The organism is Nonomuraea sp. NPDC049695 (assembly GCF_040674955.1).
Classification (GTDB): domain Bacteria; phylum Actinomycetota; class Actinomycetes; order Streptosporangiales; family Streptosporangiaceae; genus Nonomuraea; species Nonomuraea helvata.
Window position 1 is genome coordinate 196034 of sequence record NZ_JBFANV010000005.1, and the last position, 21318, is coordinate 217351.

Sequence of the window (21318 nt, forward strand, 5' to 3'; positions counted from 1 at the left end):
ATATCGGATAAGCACCTGGAGAGGAGGTGTACAGCATGACGAAGAGCACCGCCATCATGGAGTTGGTCGCGGGATACGACTCGTACGCCCAGCCGAACGAGTTGCAGGTCTCCGCGATTTCCGACGCCCCCGAGCTCTGGTTCACGATCTGGGCCGTCAGCTACGGCGTGCGCATCAGTTCGGTCAAGTGCGCGATCTGGGCCTCGGCCGCTTCCGGCGCCGTTTCCGGCTGGTTCCTGAACCGCTAGGACCGCGACGGGACCAGACCGTTCTTTCCTCGCGATGAAACGAAGGGAGGGTAGAAATGCAGGACGTCGTGCGGCCGTCGAAGACGGCAGCGATCATGGAGCTCACGGCGGGCTATGACGCATATGCCGATGCTGCGGAGTTCAGCTTGCCGGCCGAATCCGAGGCCCCCGCCGCAACGCCCGTGACGATTCTCATACTCGGCGGCTTCGCCACGAGTTACGCGTTCAGCGGGATCGCGCGCAAGGCGTGGGACCGAACCTTCATCTTCGGCTGCTGAAAAACCGGATGAACGGGTGGGCAGGCGATATATGCAGGGCGCCTGCCCACACCCGTCCGGCCCTTTTCCTGACGTATCGGGGAAACACATGCTGGATTCGAACGCCGATGACCTGGTCGCGATGGCGGACCTGCTCGAGCCGTTCGCCATCCGGGTGGCGGCCACGCTCCGCCTGGCCGACCACATGGCCGCGGGGGTGACGACAGGGGCGGGCCTCGCCAAGAAGGTGGGCGCCCATCCCGCGACACTGAAGAAGCTGCTGCGTTACCTCGTCTCCCGCGGGATCTTCCGGTGGAGCGAGGAGCGCGGTTACGAGGTGACCGATCTCGGCGCCCCGCTCCTGGAGGACGCGCCGGGCAGCGTGCGACGGCGGCTGAGCATGGACGGGCTGCTGGGCCTGGCCGAGCTGGGCCTGGTGGGGCTGCTGCACACGGTCCGCACAGGCGAGGCGGGGTACAAGGCGGCCTTCGGCCGGGACTTCTGGCACGACGTGAGCGACGTCCCCGACGACGCCAACGTGCTGGCGGAGGAGGTCGCGAAAGAGCTGGCCGGGGACGGCCACCTGATCGTGCACTGCTACGACTGGTCGGGCGTGCGCCGGGTGCTGGATGTCGGGGGCGGCAACGGGACGGTGCTCATCGAGCTCGCTCGCGCCCACTCCCACCTGCACGGCGCCGTGCTCGACCTGCCTGGGATGGCGAAGGCCGCGGCGCAGCGCATCGAGCAGTGCGGCCTGGGCGACCGGTGCGAGACGGTCGAGGGCAGCTTCCTCGATCCGATCCCCCCGGGATTCGACGTCTATCTTCTGTCGGCGATCCTGTGCGACTGGCCGGACGACGACGCCATCAAGATCCTGCGCCGCTGCGGGGAGGCAGCGGGAGCAGAGGGCCGCGTACTCGTGGCCGACATGAACCTCATCTATGACGACGACGACGCGGACGCCGCCCGGATGAACCTTCTCCTGACCGGCACCGTGCCGGTGCCCGTGCGCACGCTCAAGCAGCTCAAGCGGCTCGGGTCGGCGGCGGGCCTCGAGCTCTCGTGGGAGGGCCCGACGACGAGAAGGCGGACGCTCCTGGAGTTCCGCGCTCATTGACAGGCACTCTCTTGGACAGGTGAGAAGTGGAAGAGCGACCGGCCACGCAGATCGTGGCAGAGCCACCGCCCATACATGTCGCGGAAGAGCAACCGCCCCCACAGGAAGCGCAGCACCCGACGGAGAAGCTCGCGCTCTCGCGCGAGATGACGGCCGGCAAGGCGAACCAGGTGGCCACGATCGTGGCGCTCGCCCTGCTGTCGACCGTCACCACGCTCGCCCTGCCGCTGATCGGAGGGGCCTTCGTCGCCGAGCTCGAGAAGGGCGGCGGCGCGGTGACCTCCACCGCGCTCTGGATGGTCGCCGCGGGACTGGCCGCCGCCGCCACCGGGACCATGTCCGGTTACCTGCTGTCCAAGCTCGGCATCCAGCTCGTCACCAAGCTCCGCGTGCGCACCATGAAGCACGCGCTGGGGCTGCCGCTGAAGATCGCCAGGCGCGAGGGGACGGGGGACCTGGCCGCCCGGCTCACCTCGGACTCCTCCCAGGTGCGCGGTCTGACGGAGGTCGGGCCCCTGCAGCTGCCCATGGCCGCGCTGCAAGTGGTCGCGACGCTCGTCATCATGGGCTTCCTGGACTGGGTCCTGCTGCTGATGACGGTCGGATCGTTCCTGATCGCGATCATCGGGGTCACCTTCGTGATCAAGGCGATCCGCGCGAAGTTCGAGGCGCTGCAGACGGGGGTCGGCAAGCTGTCCGACGACTTCGTCGCGACCCTGGAGGCGCTCACCGTCGTCAAGGCCCACCGTGCGGAGAGCAGGCTCCTGCGGAGCTTCTCCGAGCGGGCGGAGAACCTGAGCGCGCTCGAGATCGCCGCCGCGCGGCTCGAGGCCATGGTCGTGCCGGTGATGACGCTGGCCCAGCAGGTCGCCCTGGTCATCGTGATCATGGGTGGCGGCGTCCGCTACGTCGCCGGTGAGATCACCCTGCCGAACCTCGTCTCGTTCCTGCTCCTGCTGCTGCAGCTGGCCGCTCCACTGATCATGGCCATCCAGGCGACCGGCGCCATCCAGGCGGGTCTCGTGGCCAAGCAGCGTTTCGAATCCGTCTTCTCGCTCCCGTACGAGCAGGTGGACGACCGCACGGAGGGCGGCGAGCCGGTGGCCGTGGAGCCCGGGGTCCCCGCGGTCGTGCTGAACCGGGTCGGCTTCGCCTACGAGCCGGGCCAGCCGGTGCTCGAGGACGTCGGCTTCACGGTGCCGCCCAGCGGCCTGACCGCGATGGTCGGCAGGTCGGGGGCCGGCAAGACCACCGTGCTCGGCCTGATCGAGCGCTTCATGGAGCTCGACTCCGGGAAGATCTCCGTCTTCGGGCGCGAGCTCTCCGACTGGCCGCTGTCCGAGCTGCGCGGCCGGATCGCGTACGTCGACCAGTCCTTCACGCTGCTGCGCGACACGATACGCAACAACCTCCTGCTCGGGCTCGACGAGAGCGTGCCGGACGAGGTGCTGCTCGACGCGCTGGAGCAGGTCGGCCTGCGCGAGGAGATCTCCGCCCTGCCCCAGGGGTTGGACACGCCCATCGGCGGCGAGAGCGACCTGTCCGGCGGGCAGCGGCAGCGTCTGGCCCTGGCCGCCGCGCTGCTCAGCGACGCCCGGCTGGTGCTGCTCGACGAGCCGTCGTCACAGCTCGACAGCCTCAACGAGAGCCGGCTCAGGGACGTCGTCGACCGCCTCGCCGAGGACAGGGCCGTCCTGGTCGTCGCCCACCGGCTGTCCACCGTGCAGCACGCTCGCCACGTCATCCTCCTGGACCGGGGGAAGGTGCTGGCGCAGGGGACGCACGAGCGGCTGATGAGCGAGAGCGAGCCGTACGCCGAGCTCGTGCACGGCCAGATGCTGCGCCCCGCGGATTCCGTACGGCTTGCCTGAACAGGAGTGATGATGCCCAGCCTGTCTGTCTTGTTGCCGATGATGCCCACGCGGCACGAGCAGGTTCTCTCTTTCGCCGCCCTCGTGCAGTGGACGGGCGCGCTCCGCCTGTGGCAGGGCCAGGCCCTGTCGCTCGACCCGCACCACAGCTTCGTCTTCGCCGCGGGCGCCGGATTCCGGGTCCCGATGGGTGTGGGCGTCTCGCTCATGCCGCTCCGGCACCCGCACGACGCGGCCGTGCACGCCCGTTCCGTGGCCGTGGCCTCCGGCCACCCGTTCGTGGCCGGGATCGGCCCGGGCGGCATCGACTTCCAGCGCAACATCGCCGGCGGCGCGTACGGCAGCCAGCTGAAGGCGGTCAGGGAGTACGTCACCGCGATGCGTGGCCTCCTGGAGGGCGAGGGGGTGGACCTGGACGGAGAGCACTTCACCGCCCACGACCTGCTACCGCCCCTGCCGACCCCGCCGGTGGAGATCGGAGTCGGCGTGCTGAGGCCGGGGATGGCCCGCCTGGCCGGTGAGATCGCCGATGTGGCGATCACCTGGCTCACGCCCGCGTCCTATCTGCGTGAGGTGATCGTCCCCGCGATGGAGGAGGGCGCGAAGGACGCGGGGCGTCCCGTGCCCCGGCTGGTGGCGATGGTGCCGATGTACGTGGCCCAGCCCGACCGCGACCCGACCCGCATCGTCCTGCAGTCCAACGCCGGGCACCTCATGCTGCCGCACTACGTCGACATGCTGGGCAGGTCCGGCATCGAGATCGACCCGCAGCAGCCGGTCGAGACCGTGAAGCGGCTGATCGCGGGCGGGGCGTTCCTGAGCGGGGACCTGGAGGAGCTCGGGGAGCAGATAGGCGAGTTCCACGCCGCGGGCGTGGACGAAGTGGTGATCAACCTGACCGGAGTGGCCGGTTCCTACGGGCCGCAGACGGCGCTGGCGGAGGCCGAGACCATCCTGGGACAGGCCACGCCATGAGCACGCCGTCCACCTCGCCGCGTCCGGGCGCCGGCCTCTCCCGCCTGCTGCTCGTCGTCACGGGCTCCCTGGCGGCGCGCAACCTGCCGTTCGCGCTGACCCTGCTGCGCGAGTCCCGTCCGGGCCTGAGCATCAGGGTGGTCCTGACGCGGAGCGCGGAGAAGTTCGTCACGCGTGCGGCCCTGGCGCCCGAGGCGGACGAGGTCATGGCGGACGAGTGGCCGGACGACGATGCGCGGGCCCGCCACGTCGACTGGGCCGAGTGGGCGGAGGCGGTCGTCGTCTACCCGATGACCCTCCACTTCATGGGCCGCCTGGCCCTCGGCCTCGCCGACACCCCGGCGTTGCTGGCCGCCCAGTGCACGCGCGCGCTCGTCGCCCTGGCGCCGGCCCTGCCGCCGGGAGGGGTGGAGAGCGCCGCGTACCAGTCGCACTGGAGCGCCCTCAGCGCCCGCCCGAACGTGGTGCTCGTCCCCCCGCGTCCGGGGATCAGCACCGCGACCGGGCGGGCGGACTCGTGGCTGTCGACGCTGGCGCAGGCGATCGAGGCGGTCGACGCGCGATGGGAGCGCCACCTCCGCCGGGACGACCCCGCGGAGGACGGCACCGGCCACCTCATGATGGAGGTGACGCCCGACGCCGCCGGAGGGCACGTCTGGCGCCGCAGGCCGGGGCGGTTCTCGCGGACCGGGTTCGCGCCCGTCGACTCTGCACTGAACGGCAAGCTCGCCGGGCTGCTGGACAGCGCGGACGTACGGCTGGCCCCGGGGGAGGAGGACGGCGGGTCCCGCCCTCACGGCGAGTTCCCTGTCCACGGCGAGTCCCGCGTCTACCGCGTCGCCGGTGCGGAGTCCGCGGCGCGGATCCTGCTGCGAGAGGGCCCGGGAGAGCAGCTCGAACGGCTGATGCGCGGCCTCGGCCGGGCACTGCGCGAGCTGCACGCCGTCGCCCCCGGCGACGTCTCCGGCCCGCCCCGCGCGATGCGCAGGCTGGAGGAGTGGCTGGCAGGCCGCTCGCCCAGCGCGACGGCGGCGGCGGCCGGCGCCGCGCTGGCCGACCGGCTCGGGGCGAAATCCTGGGACAGGCTCCGCAGCTGGTGCGCCGAGCAGGATGCGGACCCCGACGTCGTGCTCTCCCACGGCGCGCCCGGCCTCGGCTCGCTCGCGGTGGACGCCGACAGGGACACCGGCGAGCTGCTGATCGGCGAGGACCTGTGCGTCGCGCCCTGGTACCACGACCTCGCCTGGGTCGCCGGGGAACTGGTGGAGATGCGCTGGCTGAACGACGGGGACCCGCAGGACTGGCAGCGCCTGCTGGACGCGCTTTTCGAGGGGTACGGCCGGGACCTGGGCGGGGAGACGAACAGGCTCGTGGCCATGAGAATCGCACTACATCTGCACGATATATCCGCTTACGTCGGGCTTGATGCCTCTCTGTTGACCACGTACGCGGGATTCCTTGATTTTCTTGTCAATATCGATGGAGGATCGCCGCATGCCCGGAATTCATAGGCGGACGCTGGCGAACGGGCTGAAACTGCTGGTGGCGCCGGTCGCGGGCACCCCGCGGGTGGCCATCGCGGTCCACTACCGCGTGGGTTTCCGCGTCGAGCCTCCTGGCATGGAGGGCTTCGCCCACCTGTTTGAGCACCTGATGTTCCTCGGCAGCCAGAGCCTGCCGGACGGCGCGTTCTTCAACCACGTGAGTGACACCGCGGGAGTGGCGAGCGGGCGCACGCACCAGGACTACACGGAGTTCTACCAGGTGGTGCCGCGCCTGGCGCTCGACCAGGCGCTGTTCAGCGAGGCCGACCGGATGCGCGCCCCGAGCTTCACGCAGAAGGCGCTCGACGAGCAGCTGGCCGGCGTCGCCGCCGAGATCCGCGAGATGATCGTCGAACGGCCCTACGGCGGCATGCCGTGGCCGCACATGGCCGGCCTGCTCTACACGTCGTTCGCCAACGCGCATGACGGCTACGGGGACCCCGAGCAGCTGAAGAAGGCGACCCTGGAGGACTGCGCCGAATTCTTCGCCCGCTACTACACGCCGGGCAACGCGGTGCTCACGGTGGCCGGCGACGTCGATCCCGACGACGTGGTGGCGCGCGTGGAACGCCACTTCGGCGACATCCCCGCGCGGGAGGCCGCCCCGCAGCCCGACCTGTCCGAGCCCGGGTTCTTCATGGACCAGACCGCCTCGTTCACCGAGCCAGGAGTACCCGCCACCGCGATCACGATCGGGCAGTGGCTGCCCGATCCGGCCTCCGACCTGCGGGGCTACCTGGCCCACACGGTCCTGGCCCGCATGATGGCCCGGCAGATCACTCCGGACGGGGTGTCCGCGGTCAGCACGAGCTGCGGGTTCTTCGGCCCGCTCGACGCCCGCGCCCCTGACACGCTGCTCCTGACCGCCCTCGTGCCGCCGGCCACCCCAGCCGCGCAGATGGTCGAAGCCGTACGCGCGCAATGGGGCATGTGGGCCAAGAGCGACATCTCCGGTGAGGTGTCCGCGGCCGTCAACGAGCTGGTGTCCGAGCACCACCGCGACCACGACGACCTCGAGACGCGATGCCGCGCGCTCGGCCGCCTCGAGACCCTCTTCGACCGGGCCGAACTGCTCGACGAGCTGCCGGGGCTGCTCGGCGAGGTGACCACGGCGCAGGTCGCCCAGGCGGCGACGCGCCTGCACGGCGCAGCCTGCGCGGTCATGACGATCGAGCCGGGCCGCAGGCGGACGCGGCCGAAGCCGCAGCACAGCGAGCGCGCCGAACGCGAGCCCGCCCAGACCGTCAGGATCCCGGAGCCGGTGACCGGGCCGAGGACCGTGCCGCCGCGGGAGGACCAGTCCCGCCCCGTGCTGGGCGAGCACGCGGAGGCCACGTTCGGCAACGGCCTGCGTGCCGTCGCCATCCGCGCGGGCAGCGCGCCCGTGGTGGAGCTCCGCCTCCGCGTGCCCGCCGGTCCCGCGGGCTGGCGGCGTCCGGACCACCTGGAGCTCCTGGCGCACGTGCTCGGCCGGCGCGCCCGCGTGGGCCTGCACGCCTGCGGCGCGGGCGGCGAGCTGACCGTCAGGACGGACGGCCAGTGGCTCGACTTCGCCGGGTACGCGGGGACGGACGGGCTGGACGCCTGGCTCACCGTACTTTCCGAGATCCTCACGCCGGGCCTCGCGGCCGAGCCCCTTTCGATCGGCCGGTCGCTGATCCGCGGCCGCACGCCCGGACGGATCGCCGACGACGCGTTGCGCGCGCACCTGCTCGGGCCCGCGCCGTCGGAGCCGACGGGCCTCGCCGACGTCCACCGGACGGTGATCGTGCCCGAGGGCGCATCGCTCGTCGCCGTGGGGAACGCCGACCCCGCATGGACGCTCTCCCGCCTGGAGAGCGCTCTGGAGGGGTGGCAGGGGCGGGCGCAGCAGACGCCCGCCATCGCCGCCGAGGGCGGGGTCCTGCTCCTCCCCAGGGAGGACCTGTCGAACATCCTGGTGAGCTTCAGCGCGCCGGAGCCTGCCGACGGCCCCGACGAGGTGGCACGCTATCTCGCCACCGGAGTGCTCGGCCGCTATCACCGCAACCGTTCGATCCGTGACGCACCCGGCACCACCGGCCTGGGGGCCAGCGGCTACGAGGCGTTCCTCGGCCGGGACGTCTTCACCGGCTTCCCGCGGGCCTACATCCAGCTGATGCGGCCGAAGGAGCAGGTGCCGGACGTCTTCACCGAGGTCCTGGACCGGCTGCCCGAGCTCACGGCCAAGGCCCCGGACCCCGTCGAGCTCGACCGGGCCAGAGAGTACTGCGTCCTGGAGATGCTGTGGGGTCTGGACTCGCCCTCGAAGATCGCTGATCTCGTACGCATCGGGTTCTCGTTCGGCCAAGGGGCCGGCCTGCTCATCCGGCTGTACGACCGGCTCGGGCAGATCACCACCGACGAGGTCGTGGAGGCGGCGGTCAGCACGTACGGGCGGATGTCCCTGCCCAGCGTGGTCGTCGGCGACATCGAGGCGAACTGGCTGGCGGACGAGATCGAGCGGGAGGTCATGGAGATGGAGGGATTGTGACCGTGGCGCAGAAGGCCGGAGCGGTACGCCTGAGGCCGCCTCAGAACACCGTGCACCGCCGGGCGATCACGATGTGGACCACCCGGTCCGCCGTGTCGTACGGGCTGGTGGCACTGGTGTTCCTGGGCCTGTCGGCGTTCGTCGACGGAGCGAGCACCGTTTTCGCGGTCCTCGCGTTCCTGACGGCTCTGGCCGGCGCCTGCTACGCGGTCGTGGTGCCGCGGTGGCGCTACCGGGTGCACCGCTGGGAGGTGACCGGCGACGCCGTCTACACGAGCTCCGGTTGGCTGTGGCAGCAGTTCCGCGTGGCGCCGATGTCGCGGATCCAGACGGTGGACACCCTGCGCGGCCCCTTCTACCAGATCTTCAAGCTGTCGGCGGTGACCGTGACCACCGCGTCGGCGATGGGCCCGCTGACCATCGACGGCCTGGACGAGGAGTTCGCCAGGGACCTGGTGGACCGGCTCAACCGAGTGACCCAGGCGACACCCGGAGATGCGACGTGACCGTGGAGGACATGGTGGTCGGGTCCGTCGGCTGGCGCCGGCTCGACCCCCGCATGTGCCTGGTCAACCTGCGCTGGATCCTGCCGTCGCTGGGCATCCTCGCCCTGACCGCGCTGGGCTCGGGCAGCGTGAACTGGGAAGATCACAAACTGCAGATCGTCTCCGCCCTGCTCTTCGTCTACCTCACCTGCAGCGAGATGGTCCGCTGGCGGACCACGCGCTACCGGGTGACCGTCGAGCAGGTCGAGGTCCACTCCGGGCTGTTCTGGCGCCGGCACGTCGCGATACCCCGCGACCGCCTCCGCACCGTGGACGTCACGTCGGGGCCGGTCCACCGGGTCCTCGGCCTGTCGATCGTCACGATGGGCACCGGCCAGGCGCTCAGGACGGACCGGCGGCATCAGCTCAAGATCGACGCCGTCTCCGTCACCGAGGCGGCGGTGCTCCGCGAGGAGCTCCTGCCCCGGTCACAGCCCGCGAAGCCCGCATCCGCGGACGTGCAGGAAGCGCCGGCAGCGGAGCAGATCGCCCGTCTCGATCCGAGGTGGGTGCGGTACGCGCCGCTGAGCCCGCTCGTGTTCGTGATCGGACTCGCTCCGCTGAGCCAGGCGTACAACCTGGCCGAGAGGCTGGGCATCCCCGTGGACATCGGCGGGGCGGTGGTCGGAGCCGTCGAGTTCCTGGTCGCGATACCCGGCTGGCTGTTCGCCGTGTTCGTCGTCATGGTGCTGGTCGCCGGGGTGATCGGCACGATGCTGCTGTTCGCCGAGTCGTGGTGGAGGTTCCGGCTCGAGCGCGAGCCGGGAAGCGGCACACTCCGCGTGAGCCGGGGGCTCATCACGACGCGCTCCTTCACGCTGGAGGAGCGGCGGCTGCGCGGTGCCGAGCTGCTGGAGCCTTTCATGCTGCGCTGGGGCAAGGGGGCCCGGCTCAAGGCGATCGCGAGCGGGCTGCGCCAGACCCTGGACGGTCCGCGAGGTGGCTCAGGCGCGCTGCTGCCACCCGCGCCCCGCCGGCTGGCGCACGAGACGGCGGCGTCGGTGCTGCGGGAGGCGGAGAGCCCGCTGCTGCCCGCGCGACTGCGTGCCCATCCCCGGGCCGCGCTGCGCCGCAGGCTGTTCCGCGCGGGCGCGGCGAGCGGGGCAGCCGTCGCCGTGGCGGCGGTGCTCGCCGCGGTAGCGGGGTGGTCCGTCGGCTGGTCGACAGCGGTCGTGGCCGTGGTGGCGGTGCCCGTCTCCGTCGTGCTCGCGACGGACGCGTACCGGTCGCTCGGGCACACGCTCCACGGGGCCTACCTGGTGACCCGGGAAGGCGCCCTGCGGCGCCGTACCGTGGCGCTGCAGCGCGCCGGGATCATCGGCTGGACCGTCACCCGCTCGCCGCTCCAGCGAAGGTCGGGACTGGCCACCATCGCGGCGACGACGGCGGCGGGGACGACGGGCACCTACGTCGTACGGGACGTCGGCTACGGCGACGGTCTGATGATGGCCGACGAGGCGGTTCCCGGATTGCTGGGGCAATTCATCGAGACGACAGCGGAATAGCGCATTACGGGGGGCAGGATGAACATTCAGCTCATGGGGATCAGATAAATGACCGTTCTGCAGGCAGTAGGGCTGACCAAAAGGTACGGGCCGGTGCTGGCGGTGAGCAACGTCAGTTTCTCGGTCCGCGCCGGTGCCATAACCGGCTTCCTGGGGCCCAACGGCGCCGGAAAATCGACCACCTTGCGGATGTTTCTCGGCCTTGACCGGCCCACCAGCGGGCAGGCGCTCATCGACGGGAAACCGATCAACGAGTGGCCGGTCCCCGCTCGCAAGATCGGGGCGGCGCTCGACACGCAGTGTGCCCACCCCAGCCGCCGTGCGATCGACACCCTGCGCTGGGCCGCCAAGTTGATCGGGGTCGATCCCCAGCAGGGCGAGGTGATGCTCGACCGGGTGGGGCTGAGCGAGGTGGCCGCGCAGCGGGTCGGCAGGTTCTCGCTGGGGATGAGGCAGCGCCTGGCCCTGGCGATCGCGCTGATCGGCAACCCGGAGATCGTCGTGCTGGACGAGCCGATGAACGGGCTGGATCCCGACGGCATCGCCTGGATGAAGGACCTCCTGCGGCAGTTCCGCGACCAGGGCCGCACGGTGTTCGTCTCCAGCCATCTCCTGGCGGAGATGGAGGATCTCGTCGACGATCTCGTGGTCATCGCGCAGAGCAGGATCGTGGGCAGCGGGTCGGCGCCGGCGTTCATGCAGCGCTTCCAGGTGAAGAAGGTCAGCGTGCAGTGCGAGAACCCGAAGGTGCTGGCGCCCGCGCTGGTGCGGGCCGGGGGCCGGGTGCAGGCGAGCGGCGCCAACGGCATCAAGGTCACCGGGCTGGGCGCGGGACAGGTCGGGACGATCGCCCGGGACACCATGGTGGCGCTCTACGAGCTCAAGGAGGAGCGCAGCCTGCACCACGCCTTCGCGCAGGCTACGCGGGACAGATCGAGCATCAAGGGTGAGGTGGGCTAGGTGGGTTTCGCCAACGTCTGCGCCGCGGAACTGCTCAAGTTCCGTACGCTCCTGAGCAACCGGATCACGCTGCTGTGCGCTCTCGTGGGCGTGGCGGCCGTGGGGCTGCTGATGGGCTCCAACATCGGCCCCAACGGGCATCTCGTCCAGGGCGCGCCCGGCTCTCAGGCCGTCGCCTCGCCGATGCAGTTCGTGATGTACTCGATGATGATTCTCGGGGTGCTCTCCGCGACGAACGAGGCCAGGAACGGCACCTTCCGGATCACCCTCTCCATCGCTCCCTGGCGGAGGCAGGTCCTCACCGGCAAGATCGTGACGCTCGCCGCGATCGCTCTCGCCGTCACGATCGTCGGCCTGCTGGTCGCGTACGGCACCTCACTGATCACCGCGAGCGGCACGGCCTACGCGCCGATGTCCGACGGCGGCGCCGGCACCATCCTGGCGTTCCTGGGGAGCGTGCCTCTGGTCACCGCGCTCGGGGTCGCGGTCGGGGTGCTGGTGAGGAGCACCGCCGGAGCCCTGTCCATCCTGCTGGTGTGGGCGTTCGCCGGCGAGGGGATCCTGGCGATCGTCCTTCCGGACAACATCGACCCGTATCTGCCGTTCATGATGGTCGGCGCGGGGCCGGGCATCCTGCCGGAGGGGCCGGGGCCGGTGCTGGGGCTGGGCATCTTCGCCGGGTACGTGGCGATCGTGATCGCCGTGACCTTCGTCGTCTCCGAGCGACGGGACATCTCCTAGACCGACAGGCCCGGAGCGGTCTGGCATGTCCGGACCGTGTACGGCGCGAGCGCACGAAGAGGGGAACTGTGCCGCTGATGCGCTTCGGAATCCTGGGCCGACCGGCGATCTGGCAGCACGGCGAGGAGATCAGGCTCGCCACCCGGCGGTCACGGGGAGTGCTGGCACACCTGCTGCTGAGCCCTGCCCGCTCGGCCTCGGTCGAGGGCCTCATCCACGCCATCTACGGCGACGAGCCCACGAAGAGCGCCCGCAACCAGGTCCACCGTGGGGTCGGGGAGCTCAGGAAGTGCGGCGTCGTCATCGACGCGCACGACAACGTCTACCGGCTCCAGGCCGCCGAGGACAGCGTCGACGCCCTCGTTTTCATGCGGCTGTGCGACCAGGCCCGCGCCGCGGCCGCCGGCCGGGATCACGCCGGTGCGGCCCGTACGCTGGGCGAGGCCCTGGCCCTGTGGCGGGGCCCGGCCCTGTCCGGCCTCGACAGCGAGACGTTCCTCACCGAGGCGGCGGTGTGGGACGAGCGCAGGCTCGCCGCGATCGAGGCCCGCGTGGACGCCGATCTCGCGCTCGGCCGGCACCGGGAGGTGGTCGCCGAGCTTCAGCTGCTCGCCGATCAGCACCCGCTGCGGGAGGCCTTCTGCGGCCAGCTCATGCTCGCGTTGTACCGGTCGCAGCGAGGCAGCGAGGCCCTGCAGGCGTTCACCGACCTGGAGCGGCGGCTCCGGGAGGAGCTCGGCACCGATCCCGGCCCCGCGCTGCGGGACCTCAGGACGCGGATCCTGCGCCAGGACTCCGTCCTCGAACCCGCGCGTCCCTCGACGCCTGTGCCGCGGCAGCTGCCCGCGCGTTCGGGCGTGCTGATCGGCAGGAATGACGAGCTGCGGCGCATCACCGCCGCGATCGAGGATCATGGCGCCTCTCCCGTGGTGGTGATCACCGGTCCCGGCGGGGCCGGGAAGACCGCCCTGGGCCTGGAGGCCGCGCACCGCGCGGCCGGCCGGTACCCCGACGGCCAGCTCCACGCCGATGACCTGAGCAAACCCGGCGACGTGCTGGCCGGGTTCCTGACCGCGTTCGGGGTCGCCGCCGACGAGATCCCTGAGGGCACCGGCACGCGCGCCGGACTGCTGCGGAGCCTGCTGGCCCGCCGCCGCGTGCTGATCGTGCTGGACGATGTCAGCGACGTGCGCGGCATCGATCCCCTCCTGCCCGGGCAGCCGGGCTGCGCCGTCATCGTGACCAGCCGCTCGCCGCTGGCCCTGCTGCACGGAGCCGTCCGGGTACACGTGTCCGCGCTGGACCGGGCCGACGCCAGGGCGTTGCTGGCCACGGGCGCGGGGGACGAGCGGATGGCGGCGGAGCCGGAGGCGGCGGACCGGATCATCGACCTCTGCGCCCGGCTGCCGGTGGCCCTGCGCATCGCGGCCGCCAGGCTCGCCACCCGGCCGCACTGGACGCTCACGCGGCTGGCCGAACGCCTCGCCGATCCGACGAGGATCCTCGGCGAACTGCGGCACGACGGCCAGAGCGTCGTCCCGACGCTGGCGCGGGGCTACGAGGTGCTCCCCGACGGCCCGCGCTCCCTGATCCGCCGGATCGGCTTCTACGGCAGTGCGGAGGTCACCGCCTGGACCACCGCGGCGCTCGCGGACGTCCGCGCGGACGCGGCGGAGAACATGCTGGAAGAGCTGGCCGAGAGCCATTTCATGGTCACCCTGCGGGACGGCGAGCGGTTCCGCTGCCACGAGCTGCTGCTGGGCTTCGGGGCCGGCCGCGCGCTCGAAGAGGACCGGGAGGAGGATCTGCGCGCGGCCGTACGGCGCGCGCTCGGCGGCTGGCTCGCGCTGACCGACGACGCTCACGCCTCGATGCGCGGCCGCGGCAACTCCATCCCACGCGGTACGGCTCCGCGCTACCGGCCTCAGGGCGCGGTGGCCTGGTCGGGCGAGGGAGCGTCGTGGTTCGACGCCAACCTGGACGGGATACTGGCGGCCGTACGCCGGGCGGTCCCGTTCCCGGAGATGTGCTGGGAGCTGGCCATCGCACCGCTCGCCCGCTACGAGGCGGGCTTCCGCCTGGACGCGTGGCTCGCGTCCCACGAGCTGGCCCTGGCCGGCGCGCGCGAGGCAGGGGACAGCCGGGGCCAGGCGGCCCTGCTCTACTCCCTCGGCCACCGCTCGCTGCTGGTCGGCGACTACCTGGGCGCGGCCCGCCGGGCGGAGGTGGCCGTACGGCTCTTCCGGCGCCTGGACGACGACCATGGCCGTGGGCTGGCGCTGCGGTTGCTGGCCGACCTCTGCCGGATCCGCCAGATGCCGATCGAGGCACGGCGGGCGTACGAGGAGGCCGTCCAGCTGCTGCGCAGAAGCGGGGACCCCGTGGGCGAGGCCGACGCGCTGGGCGGGCTGGCGATGGTGCTGCACAGCACGGGGGAGGAGGAGACGTCCCAGGCCCGCCTGGAAAGGGCGCTCGTCCTGAGCCGCGAGGGCGGCAGCCTGCGCAGCGAGGCCCAGATCCGGCGCGGGCTGGCCATGCACGCCGCCAGGGCCGGAACGCCGGAGGAGGCCTGCCCCGAGCTGCTCAAGGCCCTGGAGATCGCCGCGTTCATCGGCGACCGGGTCGTGCTCTCGGAGATCCTGCTCGATCTCGGCACCACGCGGATTCTGCTCGGAGACCCGAGGGCCGCCTATGACGACCTGGTCACCGCGGAGGAGATCGCGAAGGTCGCCGGCGTGCAACGGACCGCCCTCAGGGCGCGCAGGGCCAGGGCCTTCCTCAACGGTAGCGGCGAGGCCACCGGCGCGCTTGACCGCTAGCCGAACTCGCGGGTGAACTCGGTCATGGTGGCGGCCGCCCCCGAGAACGCCCTCGTCAGGCCGCGCTCCTCCGTGAGCCCCAGGAGCGCTATCCCGGCGACGCGGGCGATCCGGCCGAGCTGGATGGAGGTCAGACCACTGATCTCCATGCGCTGACCCTGGGTCCCGACGACCTCACCGCCGGCCTCGATCACGGCGGCGCCCAGCGGCTGCGGCTGGTCCGAGAGAACGCTGATCGTCTCAGGCTGGAAACGGTCGACGAACGCGGCGGCTGACCCGCTCCCGATGATCCTGCCGCGTGAGATCACCACCAGGTCGTCCACCAGGTCCTCCAGCTCGGCCAGCAGATGGCTGGTGACGAGCACCGTACGGCCCTGGTCGCGGAACCGGCGCAGCAGGTCCTTCAACCACACGATCTCCGCGGGGTCGAGCCCGTTCATCGGCTCGTCGAGCAGCAGGATCTCGGGGTCGCCCACGAGCGCGACGGCCAGCGCCAGGCGCTGCCGCATGCCGGCCGAGAACGTCCTCGTGCGCTGAGTGGCAACCTCGCCGAGCCCGACCTGGTCGAGGAGCGACCGGGCGCGGGAGGAGGGCACGCCGGCCAGCCGGGCCGCCCACCGCACGCTGTCGATCGCCCGGCGGGAGGGATGGAAGGAGTCGACGTCCAGGACGGCGCCCACCTTGCGGCTGGGAGCGGGCCACTCGTGGATCGGCTTGCCGTCGACAAGGGCGGAGCCCGATGTCGGGTGTACGAGCCCCAGGAAGAGGCGGAGGATCGTCGACTTGCCGGCGCCGTCCGGTCCCAGGAGGCCGGTGACGGCGCCCGGCCTGATGGCGAAGCCGGCGTCGCTCACCGCCACAGTGGGACCGAACCGCTTCGTCAGCGCTTCCGCTTCCAGCATCGGCCTCATGCCCGGCGCACCCCCTGCTCCGGTCTCCGCCCGCTGATTCCGTCTGCTGAATGCCGACGTAATATGCTCACGATTCACCCCGTTTTTCGCCGCAAACGGTGCTGACCCGGGACTCCGTTGAGCCGCTTTCGGGGCAATGGTAGCTCTGCGTGGCCGGCCATTTTCCTTTTGCTCATTTTGCTGAGCTGCGGTTTCCTAACCTTCGAGTATGCGTCGGAGGAATTCCTCCACCGCGGCCACCGCCGTGTCGTGGTCGCCGCCCCTGGCCACCAGCAGCGCGCTCTCGTTGACGGCCGCCAGCAGCATGTGCGCGTGCAGGTCGAGGAACTCGGCCGGCACCGCTCCCGTGGCCTCCAGCGCGGCCTTGAGCATCCCGAACGAGTAGCGCTCCTCCATGGCGCGCCACCGCTCCCACCCCATCACCGACGGCGCGTCGATGAGGACGAGGCGCTTGATGACCGGATCCCCGGCGAGCGAGATCCAGGCCAGGACGCCGGCCCGCAGTGCGGCGGCAGGGTCGGTGATGCCGCGGACCGCCTTGACGATCTTGCGGCCGATGTCCGACTCCGTGGCCTCCAGCACCGCCTCGAACAGCGCGTCCTTGCCCGCGTAATGGTGGTACAGAGCCCCTCTGCTCAGCCCCGACTCCTGCAGCACCGTCTCGATCGAGGTGTCGTCGTAGCCGCGCTCGGCGAACAGCCGCGTGGCGATCGCCAGGACCCTCTCGCGGGTGGCGGCTCCGCGTTCGGCCTTGAGGTTCATGCGACCACTCTAGGTGCGGCCATGCTGCCTGCGGCTGCGCCCCACCGTAGACAAACCGACTGTCGGTCGGTAATTTCTAGACCGACAGTCGGTCTGTAAAATTCGGAGGAGCATCCGCATGGACGGCATCAGCTACGTGGACGTGGGCGAAGGGCCGGTCAGCCTGTTCGTGCACGGCGTGGGCACCGGCTCGTACCTGTGGCGCCACGTCATCGAGGCGTTCCGCGAGGAGCGCCGCTGCGTGGCCATCGACCTGCCGGCGCACGGCGGCAGCGCCCCGCGCGACGACCTGTCGATGCCCGCGCTGGCCGAGGCCGTCGAGGAGCTGTGCGACGGGCTCGGGCTCACCGAGGTGGATCTCGTCGCGAACGACACCGGTGGCGCCGTGGCGCAGATCTTCGCCGTACGCCATCGCGAGCGCCTGCGTACGCTCACCCTCACCAACTGCGACGTCCACACCAACGCCCCGCCCGAGGCGTTCAGGCCCACGGTGGAGCTGGCCGCCAGGGGCGAGCTGGCCGCGCTGATGGCGGCCGTGCTGGAGCAGCCGGAGCTGCTGGCCAGGACCGCGTACGGCGAGGGCTATGAACGGATCGACGATCCGGCGGAACTGGTGGACGCGTTCCTGCGGCCGATCCTCGCCAAGCCAGGCGGCGGAAGTGCCTTCGAGCGGATGCTGGCCGCCATCGACGCCAAGGACCTGATCGCCATCGAGCCGCAGCTCACCGTGCTGACCGTGCCGACGCTGGTGGTCTGGGGCACGGGGGACGCGTTCTTCGACGTGAGCTGGGCCCACTGGCTGCGCGACACGATCCCCGGCGTCAAGGAGATCGTCGAGATCGAGGGCGGGAGGCTGTTCTTCCCCGACGAGCGGGCGGACGAGTTGATGCCGCATCTGCGCCGCTTCTGGGCACAGCCCTAGGATCGGCCGCATGCACCTGGAGACGCTGCGCCGCTACCCCGTCAAGTCGATGCTGGGGGAGGAGCTCTCCGAGAGCGAGGTCACCGAGCGCGGGCTCGCCGGCGACCGGGCGCGCGCGGTGCTGGACGTCGCGACCGGGAAGATCGCCAGCGCCAAGAACCCGCGGCTCTGGCGCGGCCTGCTGACGATCGAGGGCGCCCGCGTCCCCGGGGACGCGGAGCTGTCGGCGCTGCTCGGGCGGGAGGTGCGGCTGATCGACGTGCCGCCGGAGGGCGCCGAGTTCGAGCGCTCGGTGCCGGAACAGGTGCTGGCCGAGGGGATCGACGCGGAGGTGCCCCACACCGTCGGCCGGCTCGGCGGCGGGTCCCCCGAAGGGACGTTCTTCGACTTCGCGCCCATCCACCTGATCACCACCTCCGCCGTCGAGCGGATCGGGGCGCTCAGCCCGCGCGGGCACGTCGAAGCCCTCCGCTACCGCCCCAATCTGGTCATCGGGACGGAGGAGGAGGGCTTTCCGGAGAACGACTGGGTGGGCCGGGAGCTGTACGTGGGCGACGAGGTGGTGCTGAAGGTCATCGTGGCGAGCCCCCGCTGTGCCGTGCCGACCCTGGCGCACGGGCCGCTGGAGCGCGACACGGAGGCGCTGCGCACGGTGGCCAGGCACAACCGGGTGCCGGTGTTCGACATGGGGGCGCAGCCGTGCGCGGGGGTGTACGCGCGAGTGCTGCGGCCCGGCCGCCTCAAGAAGGGCGACCGGGTACGGCTCGCAGCCGCCCACCGCACCTGACCGGGGTCACGCCAGCGGCGTCAGGTACTTGTCCAGGTCGTCGAGGATCTTGCCGGCGGCCGTGACGCCGATGCCGGTCATCCAGATCTCGTCGTCCACGTTGTGCGCGTTACCCGACTTGACCGCCTTCAGGTTCTTCCACAGCGGCCCGCCGGTCACCGCGGCCTGCGCCTTGACGGCCGCGTCCCCGTACGCCGTGTAGAAGATCGCGTCGGCGTCCGCCTTCGCGATGTTCTCCTGGCTCAGCTTGCCGAAGCGCTTGTCCGCCTGGTCGGCCAGCTGCTGCGGCTCGGGCCGCTGGATGCCCGCGTCGCCCACCACGATGCCGCTGAACGACTCGGGCCCGTACATGCGGATCTCCGTGGGCATGAACCGCACGATGCTCACCTGCAGCTTCGAGAACTTGGCCCCCACCTCCTTGGCCCGCTTCTCGTACGCCGACAGCAGCTGCTGGGCCTGGTCCTTCTTGCCCAGCGCCTCGGCGTCGAGCAGGAAGTTCTCCTTCCAGGTGACGCCCACCTTCTCGGTGAACACGGTCGGCGCGATCTTGCTCAGCTTGTCGTAGAAGGCCGCCTGACGGAACTTGCTGCCCAGGATGAGGTCGGGCTTGAGCGCCATGATGGCCTCGATGTTGGGGGCCTGGGTGGTGCCGACCGCCTTGGTGGCCGACAGGGCAGAGCCGAGGTACGCGGGCCACTTCTGGTTCTGGGACGCCTGTGCCGCCCCGACGGGCGCCAGGCCGAGGGAGACCATCGAGTCAAGCTTGTCCGTGTCGAGCACCACGACCCGCTTGGGGGTCATCGGCACCTTCGTCTCTCCCATGGCGTGCTTGACGGTCCGGGTCGGGCCCGTCTCCTGGGAGGAGGTGGATGTCCCGCAGGCGGCGAGGGCGAGGACGGGGAGCATGGCGGCGACGGCCAGGCGGAGGCGCATGGGCATTCCTTGATCTTTTAGGTTAGGCAATCCTAAGTATCGCACGGTCGATATAGCCGAGCCGAAAACGCATCAGTGAGGACTCCGAAACCTACGCGAAACACCCGTCGGGCGAGATTCACGAATGTGAAACACGCCTGGTCGAGCCATGAAACCGCGGACGAACACGCTGTGGCCACACGTCACATGTAAGGAGGGTCGCGTCGTGAAGATCGATAGCGGCACCACAGCCTGGATGCTCGCGGCCACCGCGTTGGTGTTGCTGATGACTCCGGGCCTCGCTTTCTTCTACGGGGGCATGACCAGGGCCAAGAGTGTCCTGAACATGATGATGATGTCGTTCGGCGCCATCATCACGGTGACCATCGCCTGGGTGCTTTTCGGACACTCTCTGGCGTTCACCGACAACCCCATCGGGGCGATCAACAATGTGGTCGGCGGCTTCGACGCGCTCGGCCTGCAGAGCCTGGTGCAAACCGCCACCAAGACCGACGGCACCGGCATGCCGAGCCTGGTCTTCTCTGCCTTCCAGCTGACGTTCGCCATCATCACGGTCGCGCTGATCAGCGGCGCGATCGCGGACCGGGCGAAGTTCGGCGCGTGGATCCTCTTCAGCATCCTGTGGGCGACGATCGTCTACTTCCCGGTCGCGCACTGGGTGTGGGGCACCGGCTGGCTCAACACGATGGGCATCGAGGACTTCGCGGGCGGCACGGTCGTCCACATCAACGCCGGCGCCGCGGGCCTGGCACTGTGCTTCGTGCTCGGTAAGCGCCACGGCTGGCGCAAGGAGCCGATGCGGCCGCACAACCTCCCGTTCGTCCTGCTCGGCGCGGGCCTGCTGTGGTTCGGCTGGTTCGGCTTCAACGCGGGCTCCGAGCTGGCCGTCGACGGCACCGCCGGCCTCGCGTTCATGAACACCCAGATCGCCACCGCGGTCGCCGCGGGCGCCTGGCTCATCGTGGAGAAGATGCGTGACGGGCACGCCACCAGCCTCGGCGTCGCCTCCGGCGCGGTCGCCGGTCTGGTCGCCATCACCCCCGCCTGCGGTTTCGTGGACCCGTGGGCCGCGATCCTCATCGGCCTGCTCGCCGGCGTCATCTGCGCCTACGCCGTCGGCCTGAAGTACAAGCTCGGCTTCGACGACTCCCTCGACGTGGTCGGCGTGCACCTGGTGGGTGGCGTCATCGGCGCCGTCTCGCTCGGTTTCCTGGCCGCCTACCCCTTCCTGGACCAGCAGAGCAAGGGCCTGTTCTACGGCGGCGGCTTCGGCCAGCTGGGCCTGCAGGTCCTCGGCCCGGTCGCGATCGGCGGCTACTCCTTCATCGTCACCTGGATCCTCGGGAAGATCATCGACAAGACGATGGGCTTCCGTATCTCCACCGAGGAAGAGATGACCGGCATCGACGTCACCACGCACGCCGAAACCGGGTACGACCTCGGCACGGTCTACGCCTCCGGCGTGACCTCCCCCAACGGGCCCACCGCCCCGGCCGCTAAGAAGGTGGACGCATGAGGCTCATCACAGCGATCATCAAGCCGTTCAAGCTGGATGACGTGAAGGCCGCACTGGAGCAGTTCGGCATCAAAGGCATGACGGTCAGCGAGGCGAGCGGCTACGGCCGCCAGCGCGGCCACACCGAGGTCTACCGCGGCGCCGAGTACCAGGTCGACCTGGTGCCGAAGGTCCGCCTGGAGGTCCTCACGGAAGAGGATGACGCCGAGGACGTGATCGACGTCATCGTCAAGGCGGCGCACACCGGAAAGATCGGCGACGGCAAGGTCTGGTCCGTCCCGGTGGACACCGTCGTCCGGGTACGCACGGGAGAGCGTGGTCCGGAAGCCCTGTAGACGCCCTCCGGACGGAGGGTGAGGTCAGTGACAGCGCGAAGCCCGGACGACGGCGTCC

Annotated in this window: 19 protein-coding genes; 16 read left to right on the forward strand and 3 right to left on the reverse strand. The window is 70.8% G+C overall.

Annotation, left to right across the window (positions count from 1 at the left end; genetic code table 11):
* The first annotated feature begins 35 nt into the window (after window positions 1-35).
* The 12 genes from AB0J64_RS07070 (at window position 36) to AB0J64_RS07125 (ending at window position 15094) form a co-directional block, all read left to right on the forward strand.
* Window positions 36-248: a hypothetical protein gene (locus tag AB0J64_RS07070; protein WP_364021926.1), complete on the forward strand. Its 213-nt coding sequence runs from the start codon at window positions 36-38 to the stop codon at window positions 246-248.
* Window positions 249-304: 56 nt separating this feature from the next.
* A complete protein-coding gene (locus AB0J64_RS07075; protein WP_364021929.1) occupies window positions 305-526 on the forward strand; it encodes an LxmA leader domain family RiPP in 222 nt (73 codons plus the stop codon).
* Between the two features lie 88 nt (window positions 527-614).
* Window positions 615-1622 (forward strand): methyltransferase, encoded by a 1008-nt coding sequence (locus tag AB0J64_RS07080; protein WP_364021932.1) that lies wholly within the window; start codon window positions 615-617, stop codon window positions 1620-1622.
* A 26-nt stretch (window positions 1623-1648) separates the two neighbouring features.
* A complete protein-coding gene (locus AB0J64_RS07085; RefSeq protein ID WP_364021935.1) occupies window positions 1649-3493 on the forward strand; it encodes an ABC transporter ATP-binding protein in 1845 nt (614 codons plus the stop codon).
* 39 nt (window positions 3494-3532) lie between these two features.
* A complete protein-coding gene (locus AB0J64_RS07090; protein ID WP_364021938.1) occupies window positions 3533-4468 on the forward strand; it encodes an LLM class flavin-dependent oxidoreductase in 936 nt (311 codons plus the stop codon).
* Window positions 4465-5979: a flavoprotein gene (locus AB0J64_RS07095; RefSeq protein ID WP_364021941.1), complete on the forward strand. Its 1515-nt coding sequence runs from the start codon at window positions 4465-4467 to the stop codon at window positions 5977-5979. Before AB0J64_RS07090 ends, AB0J64_RS07095 begins: the two co-directional genes overlap by 4 nt.
* Complete coding sequence (locus tag AB0J64_RS07100; protein WP_364021944.1) at window positions 5963-8524, forward strand: insulinase family protein; 2562 nt, start codon at window positions 5963-5965, stop codon at window positions 8522-8524. Before AB0J64_RS07095 ends, AB0J64_RS07100 begins: the two co-directional genes overlap by 17 nt.
* Window positions 8521-9030 (forward strand): PH domain-containing protein, encoded by a 510-nt coding sequence (locus tag AB0J64_RS07105; RefSeq protein WP_364021947.1) that lies wholly within the window; start codon window positions 8521-8523, stop codon window positions 9028-9030. Before AB0J64_RS07100 ends, AB0J64_RS07105 begins: the two co-directional genes overlap by 4 nt.
* Window positions 9027-10574, forward strand: a complete 1548-nt coding sequence (locus AB0J64_RS07110) for a PH domain-containing protein (protein WP_364021950.1) — start codon at window positions 9027-9029, stop codon at window positions 10572-10574. The genes AB0J64_RS07105 and AB0J64_RS07110 overlap by 4 nt, the downstream gene beginning before the upstream one ends.
* A gap of 48 nt (window positions 10575-10622) precedes the next feature.
* Window positions 10623-11534, forward strand: a complete 912-nt coding sequence (locus AB0J64_RS07115) for an ATP-binding cassette domain-containing protein (RefSeq protein WP_364021953.1) — start codon at window positions 10623-10625, stop codon at window positions 11532-11534.
* Entirely contained in the window at window positions 11535-12275 is a 741-nt protein-coding gene (locus AB0J64_RS07120; protein WP_364021956.1) for an ABC transporter permease subunit, read from the forward strand. It abuts the gene before it with no gap.
* Window positions 12276-12352: 77 nt separating this feature from the next.
* Window positions 12353-15094 carry a BTAD domain-containing putative transcriptional regulator gene (locus AB0J64_RS07125; RefSeq protein ID WP_364021959.1) on the forward strand — a complete coding sequence of 914 codons (2742 nt, stop codon included), beginning with the start codon at window positions 12353-12355 and terminating at the stop codon, window positions 15092-15094.
* On the opposite strand, the gene AB0J64_RS07130 is transcribed toward AB0J64_RS07125, so the two are convergent.
* Both AB0J64_RS07130 and AB0J64_RS07135 read right to left on the reverse strand, forming a co-directional pair.
* Window positions 15091-15996, reverse strand: a complete 906-nt coding sequence (locus AB0J64_RS07130) for an ATP-binding cassette domain-containing protein (RefSeq protein ID WP_364021962.1) — start codon at window positions 15994-15996, stop codon at window positions 15091-15093. The genes AB0J64_RS07125 and AB0J64_RS07130 overlap by 4 nt on opposite strands.
* A gap of 204 nt (window positions 15997-16200) precedes the next feature.
* A complete protein-coding gene (locus AB0J64_RS07135; RefSeq protein ID WP_364021965.1) occupies window positions 16201-16767 on the reverse strand; it encodes a TetR/AcrR family transcriptional regulator in 567 nt (188 codons plus the stop codon).
* 118 nt (window positions 16768-16885) lie between these two features.
* Between AB0J64_RS07135 and AB0J64_RS07140 the strand changes: the two genes are divergently transcribed.
* Together AB0J64_RS07140 and AB0J64_RS07145 are read left to right on the forward strand one after the other, a co-directional pair.
* Complete coding sequence (locus AB0J64_RS07140) at window positions 16886-17689, forward strand: alpha/beta hydrolase (protein WP_364021968.1); 804 nt, start codon at window positions 16886-16888, stop codon at window positions 17687-17689.
* A gap of 10 nt (window positions 17690-17699) precedes the next feature.
* Window positions 17700-18476, forward strand: coding sequence for an MOSC domain-containing protein (locus tag AB0J64_RS07145; RefSeq protein WP_364021971.1), 777 nt, complete (start codon window positions 17700-17702; stop codon window positions 18474-18476).
* 6 nt (window positions 18477-18482) lie between these two features.
* Here the strand turns inward: AB0J64_RS07145 and AB0J64_RS07150 are convergent, their stop codons facing one another.
* Entirely contained in the window at window positions 18483-19409 is a 927-nt protein-coding gene (locus tag AB0J64_RS07150) for an iron-siderophore ABC transporter substrate-binding protein (RefSeq protein ID WP_364021974.1), read from the reverse strand.
* A gap of 205 nt (window positions 19410-19614) precedes the next feature.
* On the opposite strand from AB0J64_RS07150, the gene AB0J64_RS07155 reads away from it, so the two are divergent.
* Window positions 19615-20925, forward strand: coding sequence for an ammonium transporter (locus AB0J64_RS07155; protein WP_364021977.1), 1311 nt, complete (start codon window positions 19615-19617; stop codon window positions 20923-20925).
* Window positions 20922-21260, forward strand: coding sequence for a P-II family nitrogen regulator (locus AB0J64_RS07160; protein ID WP_364021980.1), 339 nt, complete (start codon window positions 20922-20924; stop codon window positions 21258-21260). Before AB0J64_RS07155 ends, AB0J64_RS07160 begins: the two co-directional genes overlap by 4 nt.
* The last annotated feature ends 58 nt before the right edge of the window (window positions 21261-21318 follow it).

Excerpts from the sequence above, each read along its gene's own strand:
- AB0J64_RS07080 (WP_364021932.1), top strand. The coding sequence starts at position 615 with ATGCTGGATTCGAACGCCGATGACCTGGTCGCGATGGCGGACCTGCTC.
- AB0J64_RS07130 (WP_364021962.1), bottom strand. The coding sequence starts at position 15,996 with ATGCTGGAAGCGGAAGCGCTGACGAAGCGGTTCGGTCCCACTGTGGCG.
- AB0J64_RS07100 (WP_364021944.1), top strand. The coding sequence starts at position 5,963 with ATGCCCGGAATTCATAGGCGGACGCTGGCGAACGGGCTGAAACTGCTG.
- AB0J64_RS07160 (WP_364021980.1), top strand. The coding sequence starts at position 20,922 with ATGAGGCTCATCACAGCGATCATCAAGCCGTTCAAGCTGGATGACGTG.
- AB0J64_RS07075 (WP_364021929.1), top strand. The coding sequence starts at position 305 with ATGCAGGACGTCGTGCGGCCGTCGAAGACGGCAGCGATCATGGAGCTC.
- AB0J64_RS07150 (WP_364021974.1), bottom strand. The coding sequence starts at position 19,409 with ATGCGCCTCCGCCTGGCCGTCGCCGCCATGCTCCCCGTCCTCGCCCTC.
- AB0J64_RS07135 (WP_364021965.1), bottom strand. The coding sequence starts at position 16,767 with ATGAACCTCAAGGCCGAACGCGGAGCCGCCACCCGCGAGAGGGTCCTG.
- AB0J64_RS07090 (WP_364021938.1), top strand. The coding sequence starts at position 3,533 with ATGATGCCCACGCGGCACGAGCAGGTTCTCTCTTTCGCCGCCCTCGTG.
- AB0J64_RS07115 (WP_364021953.1), top strand. The coding sequence starts at position 10,623 with ATGACCGTTCTGCAGGCAGTAGGGCTGACCAAAAGGTACGGGCCGGTG.
- AB0J64_RS07145 (WP_364021971.1), top strand. The coding sequence starts at position 17,700 with ATGCACCTGGAGACGCTGCGCCGCTACCCCGTCAAGTCGATGCTGGGG.
- AB0J64_RS07070 (WP_364021926.1), top strand. The coding sequence starts at position 36 with ATGACGAAGAGCACCGCCATCATGGAGTTGGTCGCGGGATACGACTCG.
- AB0J64_RS07140 (WP_364021968.1), top strand. The coding sequence starts at position 16,886 with ATGGACGGCATCAGCTACGTGGACGTGGGCGAAGGGCCGGTCAGCCTG.
- AB0J64_RS07095 (WP_364021941.1), top strand. The coding sequence starts at position 4,465 with ATGAGCACGCCGTCCACCTCGCCGCGTCCGGGCGCCGGCCTCTCCCGC.
- AB0J64_RS07125 (WP_364021959.1), top strand. The coding sequence starts at position 12,353 with ATGCGCTTCGGAATCCTGGGCCGACCGGCGATCTGGCAGCACGGCGAG.